Origin of the sequence: Sphingomonas rhizophila (assembly GCF_014396585.1) — a bacterium.
GTDB classification, from domain to species: Bacteria; Pseudomonadota; Alphaproteobacteria; order Sphingomonadales; family Sphingomonadaceae; genus Sphingomicrobium; species Sphingomicrobium rhizophilum.
On the sequence record NZ_CP060717.1, the window covers coordinates 1,293,709 to 1,311,947 of the forward strand.

At 64.9% G+C, this 18,239-nt stretch carries 20 protein-coding genes and 3 pseudogenes; 9 read left to right on the forward strand and 14 right to left on the reverse strand.

Going from position 1 to position 18,239, the window contains the following annotated elements; all coding sequences use genetic code 11:
• Positions 1–38 precede the first annotated feature (38 nt).
• Together H9L12_RS06510 and hemF are read left to right on the forward strand one after the other, a co-directional pair.
• Positions 39–491: a tRNA (cytidine(34)-2'-O)-methyltransferase gene (locus H9L12_RS06510; protein ID WP_187541066.1), complete on the forward strand. Its 453-nt coding sequence runs from the start codon at positions 39–41 to the stop codon at positions 489–491.
• The gene (gene hemF, locus H9L12_RS06515) at positions 488–1,330 is read left to right on the forward strand and encodes an oxygen-dependent coproporphyrinogen oxidase (RefSeq protein ID WP_187541067.1); all 843 of its coding nucleotides are present in this window, start codon (positions 488–490) and stop codon (positions 1,328–1,330) included. Before H9L12_RS06510 ends, hemF begins: the two co-directional genes overlap by 4 nt.
• A 2-nt stretch (positions 1,331–1,332) precedes the next feature.
• Here hemF and H9L12_RS06520 read toward each other — a convergent pair whose 3' ends face one another.
• Positions 1,333–1,989 carry a hypothetical protein gene (locus H9L12_RS06520; protein ID WP_187541068.1) on the reverse strand — a complete coding sequence of 219 codons (657 nt, stop codon included), beginning with the start codon at positions 1,987–1,989 and terminating at the stop codon, positions 1,333–1,335.
• A 230-nt stretch (positions 1,990–2,219) separates the two neighbouring features.
• Here H9L12_RS06520 and lipB point away from each other — a divergent pair, with 230 nt between their 5' ends.
• The 3 genes from lipB to H9L12_RS06535 all read left to right on the forward strand — a co-directional run bounded on the left by lipB (position 2,220) and on the right by H9L12_RS06535 (position 4,049).
• Entirely contained in the window at positions 2,220–2,867 is a 648-nt protein-coding gene (gene lipB, locus H9L12_RS06525) for a lipoyl(octanoyl) transferase LipB (RefSeq protein WP_187541069.1), read from the forward strand.
• Between the two features lie 99 nt (positions 2,868–2,966).
• Positions 2,967–3,197, forward strand: a complete 231-nt coding sequence (locus tag H9L12_RS06530) for a hypothetical protein (RefSeq protein ID WP_187541070.1) — start codon at positions 2,967–2,969, stop codon at positions 3,195–3,197.
• A gap of 438 nt (positions 3,198–3,635) precedes the next feature.
• Positions 3,636–4,049: a hypothetical protein gene (locus H9L12_RS06535; RefSeq protein WP_187541071.1), complete on the forward strand. Its 414-nt coding sequence runs from the start codon at positions 3,636–3,638 to the stop codon at positions 4,047–4,049.
• Positions 4,050–4,053: 4 nt separating this feature from the next.
• Here H9L12_RS06535 and queE read toward each other — a convergent pair.
• From queE to H9L12_RS06580, 9 genes and pseudogenes are all read right to left on the reverse strand, one after another.
• Positions 4,054–4,685, reverse strand: a pseudogene (gene queE / locus H9L12_RS06540) (7-carboxy-7-deazaguanine synthase).
• On the reverse strand, positions 4,682–5,353 hold the full coding sequence (gene queC, locus H9L12_RS06545) for a 7-cyano-7-deazaguanine synthase QueC (RefSeq protein WP_187541072.1): 672 nt from the start codon (positions 5,351–5,353) through the stop codon (positions 4,682–4,684). Before queC ends, queE begins: the two are co-directional and overlap by 4 nt.
• Positions 5,350–5,700, reverse strand: a complete 351-nt coding sequence (locus H9L12_RS06550; protein WP_187541073.1) for a DUF3147 family protein — start codon at positions 5,698–5,700, stop codon at positions 5,350–5,352. The genes queC and H9L12_RS06550 overlap by 4 nt, the downstream gene beginning before the upstream one ends.
• Before the next feature lie 171 nt (positions 5,701–5,871).
• Entirely contained in the window at positions 5,872–6,276 is a 405-nt protein-coding gene (locus tag H9L12_RS06555; RefSeq protein ID WP_187541074.1) for a DUF3617 domain-containing protein, read from the reverse strand.
• A complete protein-coding gene (hslO, locus tag H9L12_RS06560; protein ID WP_187541075.1) occupies positions 6,273–7,217 on the reverse strand; it encodes an Hsp33 family molecular chaperone HslO in 945 nt (314 codons plus the stop codon). Before hslO ends, H9L12_RS06555 begins: the two co-directional genes overlap by 4 nt.
• A 37-nt stretch (positions 7,218–7,254) precedes the next feature.
• Positions 7,255–8,072 (reverse strand): annotated as a pseudogene (locus H9L12_RS06565) (glucose 1-dehydrogenase).
• The gene (argF, locus tag H9L12_RS06570) at positions 8,051–8,980 is read right to left on the reverse strand and encodes an ornithine carbamoyltransferase (protein WP_187541076.1); all 930 of its coding nucleotides are present in this window, start codon (positions 8,978–8,980) and stop codon (positions 8,051–8,053) included. The pseudogene H9L12_RS06565 and the gene argF overlap by 22 nt, the downstream one beginning before the upstream one ends.
• Positions 8,977–10,163: pseudogene (locus H9L12_RS06575) on the reverse strand (acetylornithine transaminase). Before H9L12_RS06575 ends, argF begins: the two are co-directional and overlap by 4 nt.
• 146 nt (positions 10,164–10,309) lie before the next feature.
• Positions 10,310–10,798 (reverse strand): hypothetical protein, encoded by a 489-nt coding sequence (locus H9L12_RS06580; protein WP_187541077.1) that lies wholly within the window; start codon positions 10,796–10,798, stop codon positions 10,310–10,312.
• Positions 10,799–10,946: 148 nt separating this feature from the next.
• Here H9L12_RS06580 and H9L12_RS06585 point away from each other — a divergent pair, with 148 nt between their 5' ends.
• On the forward strand, positions 10,947–11,540 hold the full coding sequence (locus H9L12_RS06585; protein WP_187541078.1) for a CIA30 family protein: 594 nt from the start codon (positions 10,947–10,949) through the stop codon (positions 11,538–11,540).
• On the opposite strand, the gene H9L12_RS06590 is transcribed toward H9L12_RS06585, so the two are convergent.
• Positions 11,530–12,330, reverse strand: a complete 801-nt coding sequence (locus H9L12_RS06590; protein WP_187543193.1) for an ABC transporter permease — start codon at positions 12,328–12,330, stop codon at positions 11,530–11,532. The two genes, H9L12_RS06585 and H9L12_RS06590, sit on opposite strands and share 11 nt — an antisense overlap.
• An 88-nt stretch (positions 12,331–12,418) precedes the next feature.
• Between H9L12_RS06590 and H9L12_RS06595 the strand changes: the two genes are divergently transcribed.
• A complete protein-coding gene (locus H9L12_RS06595; protein WP_425506762.1) occupies positions 12,419–13,126 on the forward strand; it encodes a GcrA family cell cycle regulator in 708 nt (235 codons plus the stop codon).
• A 39-nt stretch (positions 13,127–13,165) separates the two neighbouring features.
• On the opposite strand, the gene H9L12_RS06600 is transcribed toward H9L12_RS06595, so the two are convergent.
• The 3 genes from H9L12_RS06600 to H9L12_RS06610 all read right to left on the reverse strand — a co-directional run bounded on the left by H9L12_RS06600 (position 13,166) and on the right by H9L12_RS06610 (position 14,982).
• Positions 13,166–13,669: an Hsp20 family protein gene (locus H9L12_RS06600; RefSeq protein WP_187541079.1), complete on the reverse strand. Its 504-nt coding sequence runs from the start codon at positions 13,667–13,669 to the stop codon at positions 13,166–13,168.
• Positions 13,670–13,822: 153 nt separating this feature from the next.
• A complete protein-coding gene (locus tag H9L12_RS06605; protein WP_223177089.1) occupies positions 13,823–14,368 on the reverse strand; it encodes a demethoxyubiquinone hydroxylase family protein in 546 nt (181 codons plus the stop codon).
• A 65-nt stretch (positions 14,369–14,433) separates the two neighbouring features.
• The gene (locus H9L12_RS06610; protein ID WP_187541080.1) at positions 14,434–14,982 is read right to left on the reverse strand and encodes a hypothetical protein; all 549 of its coding nucleotides are present in this window, start codon (positions 14,980–14,982) and stop codon (positions 14,434–14,436) included.
• Between the two features lie 148 nt (positions 14,983–15,130).
• On the opposite strand from H9L12_RS06610, the gene parE reads away from it, so the two are divergent.
• Positions 15,131–17,113: a DNA topoisomerase IV subunit B gene (parE, locus tag H9L12_RS06615; RefSeq protein ID WP_187541081.1), complete on the forward strand. Its 1,983-nt coding sequence runs from the start codon at positions 15,131–15,133 to the stop codon at positions 17,111–17,113.
• A gap of 271 nt (positions 17,114–17,384) precedes the next feature.
• Complete coding sequence (locus H9L12_RS06620) at positions 17,385–18,227, forward strand: serine hydrolase (protein WP_187541082.1); 843 nt, start codon at positions 17,385–17,387, stop codon at positions 18,225–18,227.
• Positions 18,228–18,239 lie beyond the last annotated feature (12 nt).

The window sequence follows — 18,239 nt, forward strand, 5'->3', positions numbered from 1 at the left end:
GCTTGCGGCGCGCCGCTCTGCTCGCCTAAGCGCGCATCATGCGGATCGCGCTTTACCAGCCCGAAATCGCCGGCAATGTCGGCGCGGTGATGCGTCTTGGCGCTTGCCTTGGGGTCCCCGTCGATCTGATCGAGCCCATGGGATTCGCCTGGGACGACAAGCGCGTCCGGCGTACCGCGATGGACTATATCGACCACGTCGAAGTCGTCAGGCATCCGAACTTCCGAGCGTTCCGGACGACGGCCGCTGATCGTCGTCTTGTCCTGTTCACGACCAAGGCCGACCGGTCGCCCTACGATTTCGCGTTTCAGCCGGACGACATTCTGCTGTTCGGCCGGGAAAGCGCGGGTGTGCCAGTCGAGGTTCGCGACGAGTGCGACGCCGCGGTTCGCCTGCCAATCCGGCGGGAAGTCCGTTCGCTCAACCTTGCCAGCGCTGCTACCCTGGGGATCGGGGAAGCGCTTCGACAAACCGGAGGATTGCCAGCGTGAAACCGCTCGACGACCAGCAGCAGGCCGCCCGCGATTGGTTCGAGGCGCTGCGGACCCGGATCTGCTCCGCATTCGAAGCGATCGAGCGTGAAGCAGGAAGCGACGCGGCTTTCGAATATATTCCGTGGGATCGGACCGAAGAGGACGGCGCGCCCGGTGGCGGCGGCGTTCGCGGCCAGATGAAAGGCAAGGTCTTCGAGAAGGTCGGAGTCAACGTTTCCACGGTCGGCGGGCGGTTCAGTCCGGAATTTGCCGCCTCGATTCCAGGCGCCGAGGATGACCCGAGCTTCTTCGCGACGGGCATCAGCCTGGTCGCCCACATGGCCAATCCGCACGTCCCGGCCGTCCACATGAACACCCGCTTCCTGACCACGACTCGGCGATGGTTCGGTGGCGGCGCAGACCTCAACCCCGCCCTACCCTACGATGACGACACCGAGGCGTTCCACGCGCGCTTGCGCGCCGCCTGCGCAGCGCACGACCCGACCTTCTATCCGCGCTTTTCGAAGTGGGCGGAGGAGTATTTTTGGCTTCCCCATCGCCACCGGTCGCGCGGCGTGGGCGGGATCTTCTACGACCGCCTCGAGGACCACTTCGACGAGCACTTCGCCTTTACCCGCGATGTCGGCGAAGCGTTCCTCGACATCTTCCCGCAAATCGTTCGCAAGCGCATGGGCATGCCGTTCACCGACGCGGACATGGAAGCGCTGCTGGAGTTTCGCGGCCGATACGTCGAGTTCAACCTGCTTTACGACCGCGGCACGCTGTTCGGCCTCAAGACCGGCGGCAATATCGATGCCATCCTGATGAGCCTGCCGCCCCTCGCCCGCTGGGCGTGACCTCAGCCCTCGCCGGCAGCCTGGCGATACAGCATCGCCAGCATGCTGTTCTGGACGATCTGAACGGCGACCGTGACGAGCGCTACGCACAGGGAAAGGATAATGCCGCCAAGCGTCGGTCCGCTGGCGCTGCCAAAGGCCACCTGCGCGGCCGAACCGATGGTGATTCCAACGGCGTAGTTGACCAGCATCCCGGCGGTCAGAAGCAGGAGGAAGGTTCCGATCAGCTTCGCGCCATTGCCCCTGCCAAGCTGCCAACCCCGGCGAAGGCCGGCCCAGGGCCCGATCGGCTCCGCGACGATGGCAGGAATCAGCAGGAAGAGGCGCAGGACCAGGAGCAGGAAGCAAAGCACGAAAAACGACACCGCCCTGGCCATTCCGGGCGTGACGACCCCTTGCGCCGCCGCGTCCGACCCGAGCACGAGGGCAAGGACAATCGCGACCGGCGTGACGATCAGCCCCAGCAACAGGAAGGCGAGGAAGATGACCACGGTTCGCCGCGCCGCCGTCACGATCAGGCCGCCCAGCGACCCTTTCCGCTGCAGCGCAAGCAGGATCACCGTCGATGACCCGACGAACTGAACAAAGAGCAGGATATAGGAGAGCAGTGGCGCCCAGGGCGGCACGCGCCCCGAAAGCACTGCGCTGACGTCTGCCACCTCGGGACGAGGGTCCGCATGACGACCGTCGGCAGCAAGACGAAGGCCAGCATGACCGGGACGATCAGTCGCCGTTCCCGGGAAATGAACGCCAGGCTGTCTTCCCATGCCCGGCCAACCAACAATTTCGCCATTCTGCGCGCGCTCCCCAAATTGGCGCCACCCTAGCGGACGTTGCGGCGCTGACAATCTCGCTTGCTGTCGGGCAGGCGCATCGCCATCTCGCAGGCATGATCCCGGACGATATCGAGTGGCGCGCAAGCGATGGCCTGGTTCCTTATCCGGAGGCGCTGGCCGAAATGGAGGCCCGCGCTGCCGAAGTGCGGTCAGCCGCGGCGCGGGAGCTGGTCTGGCTGCTGCAACACCCGCCACTGTTCACCGCCGGCACCAGCGCCGATCCCGCGGAATTGTTCAACCCGGCGGGCTTTCCGGTGTTCGATGCGGGCCGTGGCGGTCGTTACACCTACCACGGGCCGGGCCAGCGGGTCGGTTACCTCGTCCTCGATCTGGAAAAGCGCGGCCGCGATATCCGGCGATTCGTCCATGCTCTCGAGGGCTGGATGATTGCCGCCCTCGGCCAGGTCGGGGTCGAAGCCCGCCGTGAATGCGGCCGAATCGGCATATGGACGGGGCAAGGCCCGTCCGAAGCGAAGATCGGGGCGATCGGCGTGCGGGTGAAACGCTGGGTCACCCTCCACGGATTTTCGATCAACGTTGCCCCGGATCTCTCTCATTTCGGCGGAATCGTGCCCTGCGGGATCGCGGAATATGGCGTGACGAGCCTTGCCGCGCTGGGCGCCGATGCGTCGATCGAACGGCTCGATGCGGCGCTGAAGGCCGAATTCCCGCGCTTTTTGAGCGACTTGTCCGGAACGTGACAATTTCGTTGAGGGGCTGGCCCATCGCGACTATTGTGCGCGCGATTTGTGAAGCGGGGGATCATCCGCAGCAGATCCGCATAATCTAGGGAGTTATGAATGCGTGCTCTTATCCTGGTCGCCGCGGCGGCCCTGGCAGTCTCGGCTTGCAGCAAGACCGAAACCGCTGAAAACACCATGAACGTCGACGAGACCCTCACCACCGAGAACATCGTCGAAAATGACACCACCGCCGTTGACGCGACCGCCAATGCGGACGCCAACATGGCGATGGACGCGAACATGACGATGGACGCCAACGTCGACGCGAACGCGACCAACGCGATGTAATCGCTTACCGCCCCGCCGGTTCGCCGGCGGTGGTGGGGATAAGGCCGTCGGACCCCAGGGTCCGGCGGCCTTTTTCTTTCTGGGACGCTTGTCAGCACATGTTCAGGCCTTAGGATTCACCATCTAACGGCTTCACCCAGTGAAGCGTGCGGTAAAGGTGGTCCCAATCATGCGTGTTCCGGCATTTCGCCCGATGCCCCGTCTCAAGAATTGCCTGCTCGCGCTTGGCACGGCGGCGACGGTATTCGTTGCTCCGCTGTCCGCGAGCGCACAGGTGTTCGTCAGCGCCCCCGATTTCCGCGGTTCGCCCGTTACCGGCTCGGAACCGGGGATCGTCCTCCCATCCCGGGCGCTTCCGAGGCGGAATATTCGGCGGCATTACTGTGGTCGCTCCGCGCCGGCCTCAACGTCGCCGCCCTGCAGTGTCAGGCGCTGCCGATGGTTGACGCCGTCGACAACTACAACGCCCTGCTGGCCGATCACGGCGCCGAGATCCGGCCCGCCTATCTGGCGCTGCAGAACTATTTCAAGCGGACACAGGGTGCGGCCGGGATGAAGGCGTTCGATGCCTATAACACCCGTACCTACAACGGCTTTTCATCGCTCTACGCACTCAATGGCTTTTGCCATGCGGCGGCGCGGATCGGCCGCGAAGTGATGTTCGCACCTCGCGGCCAACTGCTCAACGTCGCCCGCCTGCACATGCAGGAATTCCGCAACAGCCTCATCCCGGCTCGGGACCGCTTCTGGCTGACGCAACCGACATTCGTCCAGTCGCCCTACATCGCCGATTATCCGGCCAAATGCTATGACAAGAACCGAGAATTGAAGAAGCGCTGCCTGCGCGATTAGGCGACTAGGCCAGCCCGACGATCTTGTGCGCCTGAAGCGTCAGGTGCCATTTCGGCCGCTCCATCGCCAGCGCGATGGCCGCCTGCTCCGACTGGCGGCGCTGGGGCCATCCATCGGCTGAACCAGGAAATGATCGAAGTCCCATCGCTCCAGATCGGCAGGGTCGATACCCGCCTGAGGCCACACCAGTTTGAGCTCATTGCCCTGGCGCTGGACAACCTCTGACCCCGCCTTGGGACTGATGCAGAGCCAGTCGATTCCCGGCGTGGCCGGCAATGTCCCATTGCTTTCCACGGCGATCCTGAAGCCGCGCCCGTGAAGCGCGCCCACGAGCGCCTCATCGAGCTGGAGCATGGGTTCCCCACCTGTGATGACCACGAGGCGATGGTCGCGCCCCTCCCCCCACAGCCGTTCGACGCCGTTCGCCAGCGATCCCGCGTCACGGAACTTGCCACCGCCCGGCCCATCCGTGCCGACGAAGTCGGTGTCGCAGAACTGGCAGACTGCCGATGCCCGGTCCTGCTCGCGCCCTGTCCACAGATTGCAGCCCGCAAACCTAAGGAAGACTGCCCGGCTCCCGGCTTGCATCCCTTCTCCCTGAAGGGTGAGAAATGCCTCCTTGACCGCGTAGGTCATGCGTAGCGTGTCGGGTCGGGCAGGCCCGCCTCCGCGAAGCCCTTGGCGCGAAGGCGGCACGCGTCGCACAGGCCGCACGCGGCGCCGTCGTCCCGGGGATCGTAGCAGCTGTGGCTCATCCCGGCGTCGAGGCCGAGCCTTGCCGCCTCGCGAGCGATGTCGGCCTTGGTCATGTGCTGCAGCGGTGCGTGGATCGTGAAGCGCCGTCCCTCGACCCCCTCGCGCGTCGCCTGGTTGGCAAGCGCTTCGAACGCCGCAATGAACGCGGGCCGACAGTCTGGATAGCCCGAGTAGTCGAGTGCGTTGACGCCGACGAACAGGTCATGCGCGCCGGCCGCTTCGGCCCACGCCAGCGCGAGGCTCAGGAACACGGTGTTGCGCGCCGGCACGTACGTAACGGGGATACCGTCGCCGACGCCGTCTTTCGGCACGTCGATATCGCTGGTCAGCGCCGACCCGCCGAACGCGCTGAGGTCGATCGGCAGGATGATGTGACGGTTGGCCAGCAGTTCGGCGATCCGCGTCGCGGCGGCCAGTTCGACCCGGTGGCGTTGCTGATAATCGACGGTGAGGGCGAGGACCTCGAACCCTTGCTCGCGCGCGAGAGCGGCGCAAACCATCGAATCCAGCCCGCCCGACAGAAGGACGACGGCTTTGCGCCCGCTCATACCCGCACTCCAAGTCGGGGCAGGGCCCAGAAGGTGACGGCATAGATCACCAGTGTGCCGGCCACGCACACAAGCATGGTTGGCCAGAGACCAACGCCCGCCCGAAGCAGCGCGGGAATTGCGACGAACATCGGCAGCGACGGAATGATGAACCAGAGAATCGACTGCGACAGGTCGCCGACCCGGCTCACATCCCGGGTATCGACCCACAGCAGGCTAAGCGCGAGGATCGACGTGATTGGAAGCGCCGCAAGCAGGCCGCCCCAGCCGGGATGGCGCTTGGCGGCGACCGTCACCAGCGCGACGATGAGACCCGCGAAGACAGCTTTGGCGACGAAGGAGAACATGGCGCGCCCTCTAGCGCTCGATCCGGTCGGACGCAAAGCTGCGCAGGCGCCACAAAAAAGTCGGGCCGCCTGATGAGGGCGGCCCAGGAACGGACGTAGAGGTCCGCTAGGGAGGAAAGCATGCCGAACCCGGCATTCGATTTACCTATCAAAGATTAGGTTAACCAAACCCTAACGAGCGGCGCAGGCGGCAACTCGCCGCGCGTGCAGCGTGTAGGCAAACGGGTATCCGCCGGAGATGCCCTGCGTTTCGATGCGCAGCGTGCGAGGCGTCAGCAACGTCATGTCCGATCGACCAAATCCGCCATCCGCGCAGGTGTAGTGGATAACGGTTCGAGTCCCGCTGTCAGAGATGACGACCCGCGTGCAGCTTCCACCGCGGTGTTCCCACTGGGCGAGGCTCGCGAGTTCCGCCACGCAGACCCGCACGGGATTACGGCCATCGGCCGATTTGCTGACCTCCCACGCTCCCGGCTGCGCCGGGGCCAGGGCACGCGGCGTCCGGGCTGCCGGGGCAGCACCCGCCGCGACGGCAGCCACGGTCGTGAACACAAGGAAGGCGACTCGCCGGATCATGAACGCGAATTTAATCCCGCATCGGCATTGCCGCCAAGCGCCTCTTCGGCGCCGTACGGAATCGGGAAGCTGGTGGCACAGAATTCGCAATCGACGCGGATCAGTCCGTCGTCACCGGCCATCGCTGCACGCTCTTGCTCCGGAAAACGAGCGATGACGGAAGCAATGTAATCCGGGCTGCACCGGCAACCCCTGACGAGGTGGAGTGGCGCCAGCGTGCGAACTTCTCCTTCTTCGTGGAGAAGGCGCCAGATCAGGTCATCGACCGGCAGGGTCCGGTCGGTGAGCTCTTCCCCGCGAACCGACCCGACCATGGTCGCGACGTGCGGCCATTCGGGGTGATCGAGCCTCGTATGAAGTCGCTCGCGCCCCTCCTCACCTTCCGGCAGATGCTGGAACATCAGCCCGCCCGCGATCCAGCCGAGGTCGTCCCTGCGGGCTGCCAGCCGGACGACCGAGGGGATCTGCTCGGACTGCGAGAAGAATGACTGCGCCGCCTCGGCCAGGCCCTCGCCTTCCAAGGGTACGATGCCCTGATATCGCTCGTCGGTGGCCGGCTGGTCGAAGGTAATCGCGAGATAGCCCTTGCCGAATAGCGAGAAGAGAGTGGGGTTCGGGCCGGCTTCCGCCAGCCGTTCGGGATCGTGGCGCACGTAACCGCGCAATTCCCCGCCCTTGTAATCGCAAACCAGCAGGTCGACGATGCCGTTCTCGGTCTGCGCCTGAAGCGTCATCTGCCCGGACGGGTCCTTGAGCAGCGACCCGAGCAGGGCGGTCAGGACCAGCGCTTCGGCCAGCAGCTGTTCGATTGCCGGCGGATAGCCGTGGTTGGCGAGGATCGCGTCGAGCGTCGCGTCGAGGCGGGCCGCGCGACCGCGCGCGTGGCGCGAAGGAACAGTGACGCCAAGCGCGACGTCCGAAGTAAGCGAAATGTCGGTCATGGGCGGGAGATGGTCATGCCACGACCGAAACGCAACCTCAGCCGGGCGATGCCGCCGATCCGGCAAGCAGCCCGCCGTCGATGTCGAACTCGGACCCCGTGATGTACGGCGCCTCGTCGGATGCCAGGAACACGGTCAGCGCCGCCACCTCCTCGACGGTGCCGAACCGGCGAAGGGGCGTGTCCGCGACCAGCGCCGCCATTTTCTGCTCGCGGTCCGGCCCTCGCCAAGCATCGCTTCCCAAATGGGGGTCAGGATCGCGGCGGGATGGATGCTGTTGCAACGGATCTTCGTTCCCTGCTGCGCGCACCACAGGGCCACGGACTTGCTGTGATTGCGGATGGCCGCCTTCGAGGAGGCATAGGCGGCCGCGCCCGGGATCCCGACCAGCCCCGAACGCGACGACATGTTGATGATCGACCCGGTCCCCGTGCGGCGCATCGCGGTAATGCCATGCTTGCAGCCCAGGAACGTCCCGTCGAGGTTGACTCGGTGGACGCGGTGCCATTCGTCCAGCGTGGCATGTTCGGGATCGTGCGGGCCGCTGCCCTGTTCGAACCCGGTGATCCCGGCGTTGTTGACCAGGATGTCGAGGCGGCCGTGCTCAGCGATGACGGCAGCAATTGTTGCAATCCACTGCCCCTCGTCTCCGACATCCAGAAAGGCGGCGCGATGCTGCTCGCCCAGTTCCGCGGCGACGGTCTTTGCGCCTTCCTCGTTGATGTCGGTGACCCAGACGGTGGCGCCTTCGTCGGCGAAGGCCCGCGCGATGCCTGCGCCTATGCCCTGCGCAGCGCCGGTCACTAGCGCGATTTTCTCTCGAAGACGGCCGCTCAGAGCTTTCCGAACGACCATAGCAACAGCGCCTTTTGTGCGTGGAGGCGGTTTTCAGCCTCGTCCCAGATCGCGGACGCGGGCCCGTCCATCACGCCATCCGTCACTTCCTCGCCGCGATGCGCAGGCAGGCAGTGGAGGAAGGTGGCGTCGTCTGCGGCCAGTGTCATCAACGCCTCGTCGACGCGGAACGGCGCGAACTGCTCGCGGCGATAGCTGGTCTCCGCGTCCTGCCCCATCGATATCCAGGTGTCGGTCACGACAATTTCGGCGCCCTGCACCGCTTCGCGCGGGTCGGTAGTAAAGTAGATTTTCGGCTGCGTACTGCCAAGCGCGACCATGCCTGCATCGGGTGCGAACCCGTCGGGGGTCGCCACGGCGAGCTCGAAATCCATGATCGACGCGGCCTCGATCAGCGAATTGCAGACGTTGTTTCCGTCGCCGACCCAGGCCCACCGCGTGCCGGCGAGCCGACCCTTGCGTTCCATGACGGTCTGCATGTCGGCCAGCAACTGGCACGGGTGCGACAGGTCGGTAAGCCCGTTGATCACCGGCACCGTCGAATGCGCCGCCAACTCCTCTGCCTTCTCATGCATGTCCGTGCGGATCATGATCGCGTCGGCGTAGCGCGACAGGACCCGCGCGGTATCGGCGATGGTTTCACCACGCCCCAACTGCGACGTGGCATTGTCGAGCAGCAAGGCATTGCCGCCAAGCTGACGGATCGCCTGATCGAAACTCAGCCGCGTTCGTGTCGAATTCTTTTCAAAGATCATGGCCAGCGTGACGCCGGCCAGCGGCGCGTCGGCGTCGACCCTGCCCTTCGGCCACCCTGCCCGCGCCTCTTTCCGCGCCGCCGCCTCGCCGAGGATGGCGGCGAGGCCGTCCGGCCCTGCGTCGCCCAGCGTCAGGAAATGGCGCTGGCTCATGCCGCTTCCGGCACCTCGTAGATCGACGCCGCCTCGCTCAGCCCTTCGACGAACTCGCGAATGTGCCTTTCATCAATGGTCAGCGGCGGAAGAACGCGCATGACGTTGTCGCCGGCGGCAACCGCCAGGATGCCCTGCCCGCGCAACCAATTCACAAAGGCGCGGCTGTCGGTCTTCATCTTGATGCCCAGCATCAGGCCCATGCCACGAACGCTGTCGAACAGCTGATCGTGGTTGGGAATCATTTGCTCTAGCGCGGCGCGCAGGCGGTCACCCATCTGGCGAACGTGGCCGAGGAATTCGTCGTTGGCGACAACGTCGAACACCGCTTGGCCCGCCGCCATCGCCAGCGGGTTGCCGCCGTAGGTCGACCCGTGCGTGCCGATGACCATGCCGCTGGCCGCCTTTTCCGTCGCCAGGCAGGCACCCATCGGGAAGCCGCCGCCGATCCCCTTGGCCGACGCCAGGATGTCCGGTTCGACGCCATACTGCTCATAGGCGTAGAGCGTGCCCGTACGCGCGACGCCGCACTGCACCTCGTCGAACACCAGCATCAGGTCGCGCTCGTCGCAGACCTTGCGCAGACCCTGGATGAACTCCTTCGACGCCGGGCGGATTCCGCCTTCGCCCTGCACCGGCTCCAGCAGGAAACCGGCGGTGTTGTCGTCGATCGCGGCCAGCGCCTGCTCCAGATTGTCGAACTCGACGACCTTGAAGCCAGGCAGAAGCGGCGCGAAACCGTCGCGAAGCTTTTCCTGATTGGTCGCGCTGATCGTCGCCATCGTCCGGCCGTGGAAGGCATTGGAAAAGGTGATCAGGTCGTGCTTGTGGGCGTTGCCCTTGGCATGATGATAGCGGCGCGCCGTCTTGATCGCGCACTCGACGGCCTCCGCTCCCGAATTGGTGAAGAACACGGTGTCGGCAAAGGTCAAGTCGACGATCCGCTGCGCCAGCGCTTCGCCCTGCGGCGATCCGTAGAGGTTAGAAACGTGCATCAGCGTCGCCGCCTGGTCCTGGATCGCCTTGGTCAGCACCGGGTGCCCATGACCGAGCAGGTTGACCGCGATGCCGCTGGCAAAATCGAGATATTTCTCCCCGCGTTCACCGTAGAGATAGACACCCTCCCTCGGACCGGCCGAACGTCGCAGCGCGGGTAAACGGGCATGAGCGGCGTGATGGCCATCGGGGCAATTTCCTTGGGCTGTAAACTGGCGAACGCGGCGCCATCGCCGCGCTCCGGCGCTATACTGCCCGACCTTTTCGAAGGTCAAACGAAAGGGGCGGGACCCTTGCGAGTCCCGCCCCTCCTACTGCCCGAATACGCCGGGATTAGTCGTGGTCCCAGCCGCGATCGTCTTCGTAGCGGTCGTTGCGGCCGTCACGGTCGCGATCGGAGTAGCCATTGCCGTAGCCGTAGTTGCCGCGGAAGTTGCGGTCGTTGGCGTCACGGCGGATGCGCTGCTCGAGGCGGGCGAGGCGAACTTCGATCTCGCGGCTGTCACGCTGGTTGAAGCCGTTCCGCGCCAGGACGTTGATCCGACGGTCGAGCCAGCGGGCTTCGTCGCTCAGGCGGCGAGCTTCGCGGTTCGACAGGATGTTGCGCCGGTCGAGCTGGGCGATGGTCCGGCGGACATGGTCCACACGCGCTTCGAGACGACGGACCTGACCATAGTTGTGGTTGTATCCGTAAGCATTGCCGTAGGGCGCATACTGGCCCGGATAGGGCTGACCCGGATAAGGAGCATATTGCGCCGCGGCCGGGGCAGCAGCGGCAATGGCCGAAACGGCAACGGCGGCGGTGAGAAGAACCTTACGCATATTCTTTCCTTTCCGAGGAAAAGTTGATGCCTGCCTTCTGGGCCACTTCGGTTGAGGCCAGCCTGAATGGCGATGTTATCCGCCGTTCATTTCGGCAACGAACTCTTATAGGATCGGCTGTGCACGCATCGCCAATGCAAGAGGTTGCATGATGAGAAGTTTTTGCCCTGCAATCAGGCGGTTGGCAATCGTCGCCTTGGGGCTGACCTGGCCAGGTGCCGTCGCCGTGGCGGCGAAGCCACCGCCCACTGACAACATCATCGCCGATTTCAACTCCGGCAGAAAACCGAATAATCTTGGCGGCGATTTCGGCTGCTGGATCAGTGATCCGGCCGATTCGGCACAGGGTTGCATCGAGGCATTCGACCGCGGAGCGTTGCGGGTGATCTATAGCGTCGACTCGGACAAACCAGCATTCGGCGGCATCTGGATGCGGCTGCAAAACCTCGACGCCACCCAATACGACCGCCTTGTCCTCCGGGTTCGCGGCGATGCCGGAATGGGCTCCACCGCCACCTTCAAAGTCGAACTGAAAGACGCCATGGACCGATCCAGTTCGACTTACGTCCGTGGGATCACCGACCAGTGGCAGGACATCTCGATCCCGCTGGGCGACTTCCAGGGCATGGCCAACCGCAAGAAGCTGAAGGAGTTTGTGATCGTGATCGAGGACCGGACCGCCACGGCCAAGCGCGGCATGTTCTATATCGACGAGATTCGCCTAGCCAAGCCTACTGCTTGATTTTCCAGCCCGATCTCAGGAGTCCGTAACAGGCCGCCCACAGCGCAAGGTTCACCACCAGCAATCCCATGGCCCCGACCCAGATCGGGCTGTCGGTCACCCCGACGAAGCCATGGCGGAAGCCGGAGATGACGTAGAAGAAAGGGTTGGCGTGGCTCGCCGCGCGGAAGGCCGGCGCGAGTTGCTCGACCGAGTAGAAGGTGCCGCTGAGCAGTGACAGCGGCGCCACCACGAAATTGGTGATCATGGCCGCATGATCGAACTTCTCCGCCCAGATCGAGGTCAGAAGGCCAAGGAAGGCGAGCATCAGCGATCCCATCAGGCCGAACCAGAAGGCGGACAGCGGGTCGACCAGTCGAACGTGGACGCCCGGGTTGAGGACCATGGCGATCCATACGGCCCCGCCGACCAGGAACGCGCGTGTCACCGCAGCACCGACCAGTCCCGCGATCAGCTCTCCGGTCGACAGGGGCGGCATCAAATAATCGACGATCGTCCCCTGCATCTTGCCGACGAGCAGCGAGAAGCTGGAATTGGCGAAGCTGTTCTGGAGCATCGCCATGACGATCAGGCCCGGCGCGATGAAATCGGCGAACGGGACGCCCATCACCTCACGGCCGGAGCGGCCCAGCGCGACGCTGAAGATGATGAGATAGAGCAGCGTCGTGATGGCCGGAGCCCACACGGTTTGCATCTGCACCTTGAAGAACCGGCGCACCTCCTTGATATATAGGGTCTTGAGGCCGCCCCAATTGACGCCTTGCAGCGTCGGCATGCCGGGGTCGGGCATTGCCCAATGGGGAGTCTGGTCGTTCACGCGACAATCGCCTATCGGCAGCCGCGGCCTCACGCAACACGCGACGGGAGTAGAGAATTTCATGAGCTGGACCGACGAGCGGATCGATCGCTTGAAAGCGATGTGGACCAAGGGCGCCACCGCCAGTCAGATCGCCGAGGAACTGGGCGGGGTCAGCCGCAATGCCGTGATCGGCAAGGCGCACCGCCTGGGCCTGGAATCACGCCCGTCACCGGTGAAGCCGGGCGAGGAAAAGGAAAAGAAGGCCAAGCCGGCGCCCAAGGCGAAGGTGGAAGCGCCGAAGGCGGCGCCGGTGAAAGCAGCTCCGGCCGCTCCGGCAAGTGACCCGATTCCGCGGATCGCGCCGGCGGACGCCCCGCGCCGTCCGGCGGTCATTCCCGGCTCGTCGGCGGTCGCGATGACGCCGGCCAAGGCGGATTCGACGAATGTCCAGTACCGGTCGGTCGGACCCGGCGGCTTCATCCGCCAGGGGCCGGGCGACACGCAGGCGCCGATCCCGCCGGCCCCGCCGCGCCGTCTTGTGCCGGCCAAGCCGTCCGCGGAAGTCGCCGACAAGACGTCGCTGCTCGAGCTGAACGACCGCATCTGCCGCTGGCCGATGGGCACCCCGGCGAACCGGACTTCCACTTCTGCGGGAACGACGCCAACCCGGGCTATCCCTATTGCGTCGATCATTGCGGTGTCGCCTATCAGGCGCAGCTTCCGCGACGCGATCGCCGCCCGCCGCCGCCCCTGCCATTCGGCGGCCCGCGCGTACGTTGAAAAATAGCCCCGGCGACCACGATCGCCGGGGCTTTTTCTTTGCCGCTCAGGCCGTTTCGAGTTTCTTGGCCTCGGTCTGAGGCTCGGCCTTCTTGCCGGCACCAAGCTCGATCTGCTGGCCGGCCTTCTCGCCGGTACCGAGTTCGATCTTGCGCGGCTTCATGGCCTCCGGAATCTCCCGGACCATGTCGATCTGCAGCAGGCCGTCGCGAAGGTCGGCGCCCGTTACCTTGATATGATCGGCCAGGCCGAAGCGGCGCTCGAACGATCGCGTCGCGATGCCGCGGTGGATGTAGTCGATGCCCTCGTCTTCGCCGCGCTGGCCCGACACGATCAGTTGGTTCTGGTGCGCCGTGATCTCGATCTGGTCGCGATTGAACCCGGCAACGGCGAGGTTGATCCGGTAATGATTGTCATCGAGCGCGATCAGGTCGAACGGCGGGTAGCCTTCGTTGCCCTGCCCGCTGGCGCTGTTTTCCAGCATGTCGAACAACCGGTCGAAGCCGATGGTGGAGCGCCGGAACGGCGCAAAATCGAATGCACTCCGCATTGTCATGTCCTCCGTTGAGCAACATCCAGGCGGTGAGCAGCGACCGAAAGCCGCGGCTCTCCGTCACCGACCCCATCAGGCAGTCGGCGACGATGATTTGGTTGCAGGTTTCAGCGTTTCAAGACCCTGATCGCGGCGCGTAATCTAGACAGGCTAGCCCACCCGCATGCCCAGCCAGATCACCGCTTCGGTCGAGGCGGAGATGATCGAACGGAGAGCGCGAAGCCACCATGAGTCGAGTTTCATCCGGTCGAGAAAGCGGTCGTGGTGGATCTGCTCATCCTCGATGATGCTGCCGATGATTGCGACCGCTTCGGCATCGAGGCCGGAGAGGGCGCGGCGCTGGTCGGCGAGGTGCCGGAGCACTGTCGCCTCGACGGCGAGGGTCGTCGCGGCGATGGCCCGCGCGCCGAACAGTCCGGTCAGGAATCCGAGAACATAACCACCGATCGCACACGGCCAGAACATCCGCGATCGCGGGGCGCGGCGTTGCATCAGCGCAGCGCCAAAAACAGCGCGGTGCCGCTTTTCGTGGATCAGGAAGTCGGAAAGGTGATCGACCATCGCCGGTGCGGTGACCCGCGCGGCGGTGCGCTGGGCGCGGTAGAGGCAGATCGCACCCTGCTCCCCGGCGTGATCCACCTTGAGCATGCGATTGCCGAGAATCGAGGTGGAGTGGACAGGCGCCGTTGAAACCATTGAACCGCTGATAGCCCGGCTATCGCGTCCTGCCAGCCCTCAATGGGACGAGGGAACGTCAGTGGTCAGCGAGCGGCGGTCTGGCGCTTGGCGATCCATTGATCGCGCGTTTCGTACCAGGCCGCCCGGGCCAGTATCCATTCCTGCGAGCTCCTCGACTGAAGCGGCGGAAGCCATGTCTGACGGACGCTGGCCACTTCGGCAGGCTCGACCGCGAACTGACGCGCCCACAGCGTCAGGTCATCTTCGAGCGATTGACGCAATTTGGGCGCCAACTCCGCCGGGACCTGAGCACCGCCCTTAACGCGCGCGGCAAGTCCCAAGGCGTCACCACGGCGCCGCTGGGCGAGCGCTGCCAACTCTCCATTGGGATCCGGATTGATCGGACCGGCGGTGACAACCTTGCCGTCCTTGCCCTTCAACTTGACCTTGCCGCCATCGACGTAACGCCGCTGATACTCGACCGTCATCGACGCCGCGTCCGATGCGGTACCGTCAGTCCCCATGCCGTCGCTCTTGCTCAGGATGCCGTCGCCGCTGGTCGTCGGTATCTCCTGCGCCACGGCCGGCGAAGCGAACACCGCGAGGATCACGCCAAGGATTGTGGGCCGCATAGCAATTCCTGCCGCTTCGTCATTTCCGGGCACTATGCGCCTGAAAATCGCGCCTTGCAAAGCCGTCCGCGACGTCGGCGGATTTCAAAGCGCTGTGACCCAGCGGCCGCTTGGCAGGCGCGGGCCGCTCCCCCTATAGCATCACGCAATGTCCGACCTTTTCGCCAACGGTTCCGCCGCCCCCGCCGACAGTTACGACGCCAGCGCCATCGAGGTGCTGGAAGGGCTGGAGCCTGTTCGTCGCCGGCCGGGCATGTACATCGGCGGTACCGATGCGCGGGCGCTCCACCACCTGGCCGCCGAAGTCATCGACAATTCGATGGACGAGGCGGTCGCCGGCCACGCCACGCGGATCGAGGTCACGCTGGACAAGGGCAACCGGCTGACCGTGGTCGACAACGGCCGCGGCATCCCGGTCGACCCGCATCCCAAATATCCCGGGCAGTCGGCGCTCGAGGTCATCCTCACCACCCTCCACTCCGGCGGCAAGTTCGAGGGCAAGGCCTACTCGACCTCGGGTGGTCTCCATGGCGTCGGTGTTTCGGTGGTCAACGCCCTGTCGACCGAAACCATTGTCGAGGTGGCCCGCGACCGGAAATTGTATCGCCAGACGTTTGCCCGGGGTGTCGCCACCTCCAAGCTAGAAGAGGTCGGTGCCGCGCCCAACCGCCGCGGCACCAGCACCAGTTTCATCCCCGATCCCGAGATCTTCGGAGCGGACGCGACTTTCAGCGCCGAGCGGCTTTACAAGCTGGCCCGGTCGAAAGCCTATCTTTTCGCCGGCGTCGAGATCCGTTGGCGCTGCGATCCATCGCTGGCGACGGACACGGTGCCAGAGCAGGCCGTCTTCACCTTCCCCGGGGGGCTCGCCGACCATCTGCGCGAGCAACTGGGCGACCGCGAATGCGTCACCAACCCCGCGTTCGCGGGTCGGCAGGATTTTCCGGACGCGCAAGGATCGGCGGAATGGGCAGTGGCCTGGCCGGTGTGGTCGGAAGGATCCAACGAAAGCTATTACTGCAACACCATCCCGACGCCCGATGGCGGCACCCATGAGGCAGGGCTTCGCGCCGCGCTGACCAAGGGCGTCCGCGCCTTCGGCGAACTGATCGGCCAGAAAAAGGCCAAGGAGATCACCGCCGACGACGTGTTCAACGGCGTCGAGCTGATGCTGTCGGTGTTCATCCGCAATCCCCATTTCCAAAGCCAGACCAAGGACCGCCTGACCAGCCTGGAGGCGGCGCGCTTCGTCGAGGCCGCTGTCCGCGACCATTTCGACCATTACTTGGCCGACAATATGGACCGCGGCCGCGCGCTGCTCGGCGCAATCCTCGAACGGATGGACGAGCGGCTGAAGCGCCGCGCCGAACGTGAGGTGAAGCGCAAAACCGCGACCTCCGCCCGCAAGCTGCGCCTGCCCGGCAAGCTGACCGACTGCGCCAACGACGATCCTGCCGGCACCGAACTGTTCATCGTCGAAGGTGACAGCGCCGGCGGCAGCGCCAAGCAGGCCCGTGACCGCAAGACGCAGGCGATCCTGCCGATCCGCGGCAAGATCCTCAACGTTGCCAGCGCGACCGCCGACAAGATCCGCGCCAACCAGGAGATCGCCGACCTGCAGCAGGCGCTCGGTTGCGGCATCCGCGACAAGTGGCAGGAGGATTCCCTCCGCTACGAGCGTATCATCATCATGACCGACGCTGATGTCGACGGGGCCCACATCGCCACCTTGTTGATGACGTTTTTCTTCCAGGAAATGCCCGAATTGGTGCGCCGCGGGCACCTGTTCCTGGCCCAGCCGCCGCTCTACCGACTGACCTCGGGCTCCAAATCGCTCTACGCTCGCGACGACGCCCACCGCGACGAGCTGGAGCGTACCGAGTTCAAGGGGAAGAAGGTGGAGGTCGCGCGGTTCAAGGGCCTTGGCGAGATGAACCCGAACCAGCTCAAGGAAACCACCATGGATCCGGCGAGCCGCTCGCTGATCCGCATTACCCTGCCGGCGGAATATCAGGACCGGCAACCGGTGAAGGACCTGGTCGAGCGGTTGATGGGCAAGAATCCCGAGCACCGCTTCAACTTCATCCAGAACAATGCGGCCAGCCTCGACGAGGACGTCATCGACGCGTGACGCGAAGTTTTCCGATCCGTGCACCGGTCGCTTCCCGCAACGGCGCCGCGACAATCTTCCCGCTTGGGGATGTTGACCGAGATTATCCGACAAAACGGCCTGGCGTCGGCATGCCTCGGTTCGGCGCAGCAGCCAGTTCAACCGATTGCCACGTAACCGATCGTTAACCATCCCGTTGGTTTATTGATCGTTTCCCGATCCGGAACAGGCGTCGCTGCGCGCCTCGCGGGGATGGAATATTTGTGAAACGGTCTGGTCAAAAGGGTGGGACATGACGCGGATTGTCGCTTTTCTCCTGAGCTTCTTGCTTCTGGCTGCACCGGCGGCCGCGGAGGCGCCATTCCGGCTCCAGCCGCTGGAGCAGCGGCTTCAGGCTATCGCGAACATCAACCCGGGCAATATCGGCATTGCCGCGCTCGACCTGACATCGGGTGAGATGGTCAGCGTCCACGGCGACGAGCCCTTCCCCATGGCGAGCACGGTCAAGGTCGCCATCGCCGCCGCCTACCTGACCCAGGTCGAGCATGGCCGGCGCAGTCTCGACGATCGCATCGAGGGCCGCAGTGTGCGCTCGCTGATGGAAGCGATGCTGATCCGAAGCGATAATGCCGCGACCGACATCATCCTTCGCAACCTGGGCGGACCCAAGGCGATGCAAGAGTGGCTGACCTTCCACCGCCTCGAGGGACTGCGCGTCGATCGTTCGATCGCCCGCCTGCTCGCCGACCGCCGGGACCTTCGTGATGTCCGCGACAGCAGCACACCCAAGGCGATGGTCAATCTGCTCGCGCGCCTCGACCAGGGCATCCTCCAGCCGCAGAGCCGGACTTACCTGCTCGACCTGATGGCGCGCTGCGCGACGGGCAAGAACCGTATGCGCGGGCTGCTGCCGAGCGGAACGCCGGTGGCGCACAAGACTGGGACGCTCAACGGCCTTACCACCGACGTCGGGTTCATCACCCTTCCGGACGGACGCCGGGTCGCCGTGGCGCTATTCGCACGCTCCGGCGTCAATCGCCCGATGACGCTCGCTCAGGCGGCGCGCTCGATCTACGACGGGTTCAGCCGCATTTCGCTTCCGCTGAGCGGCCCGTTCGTCTTCGGCGGACAATAACCGCCCTGCGCT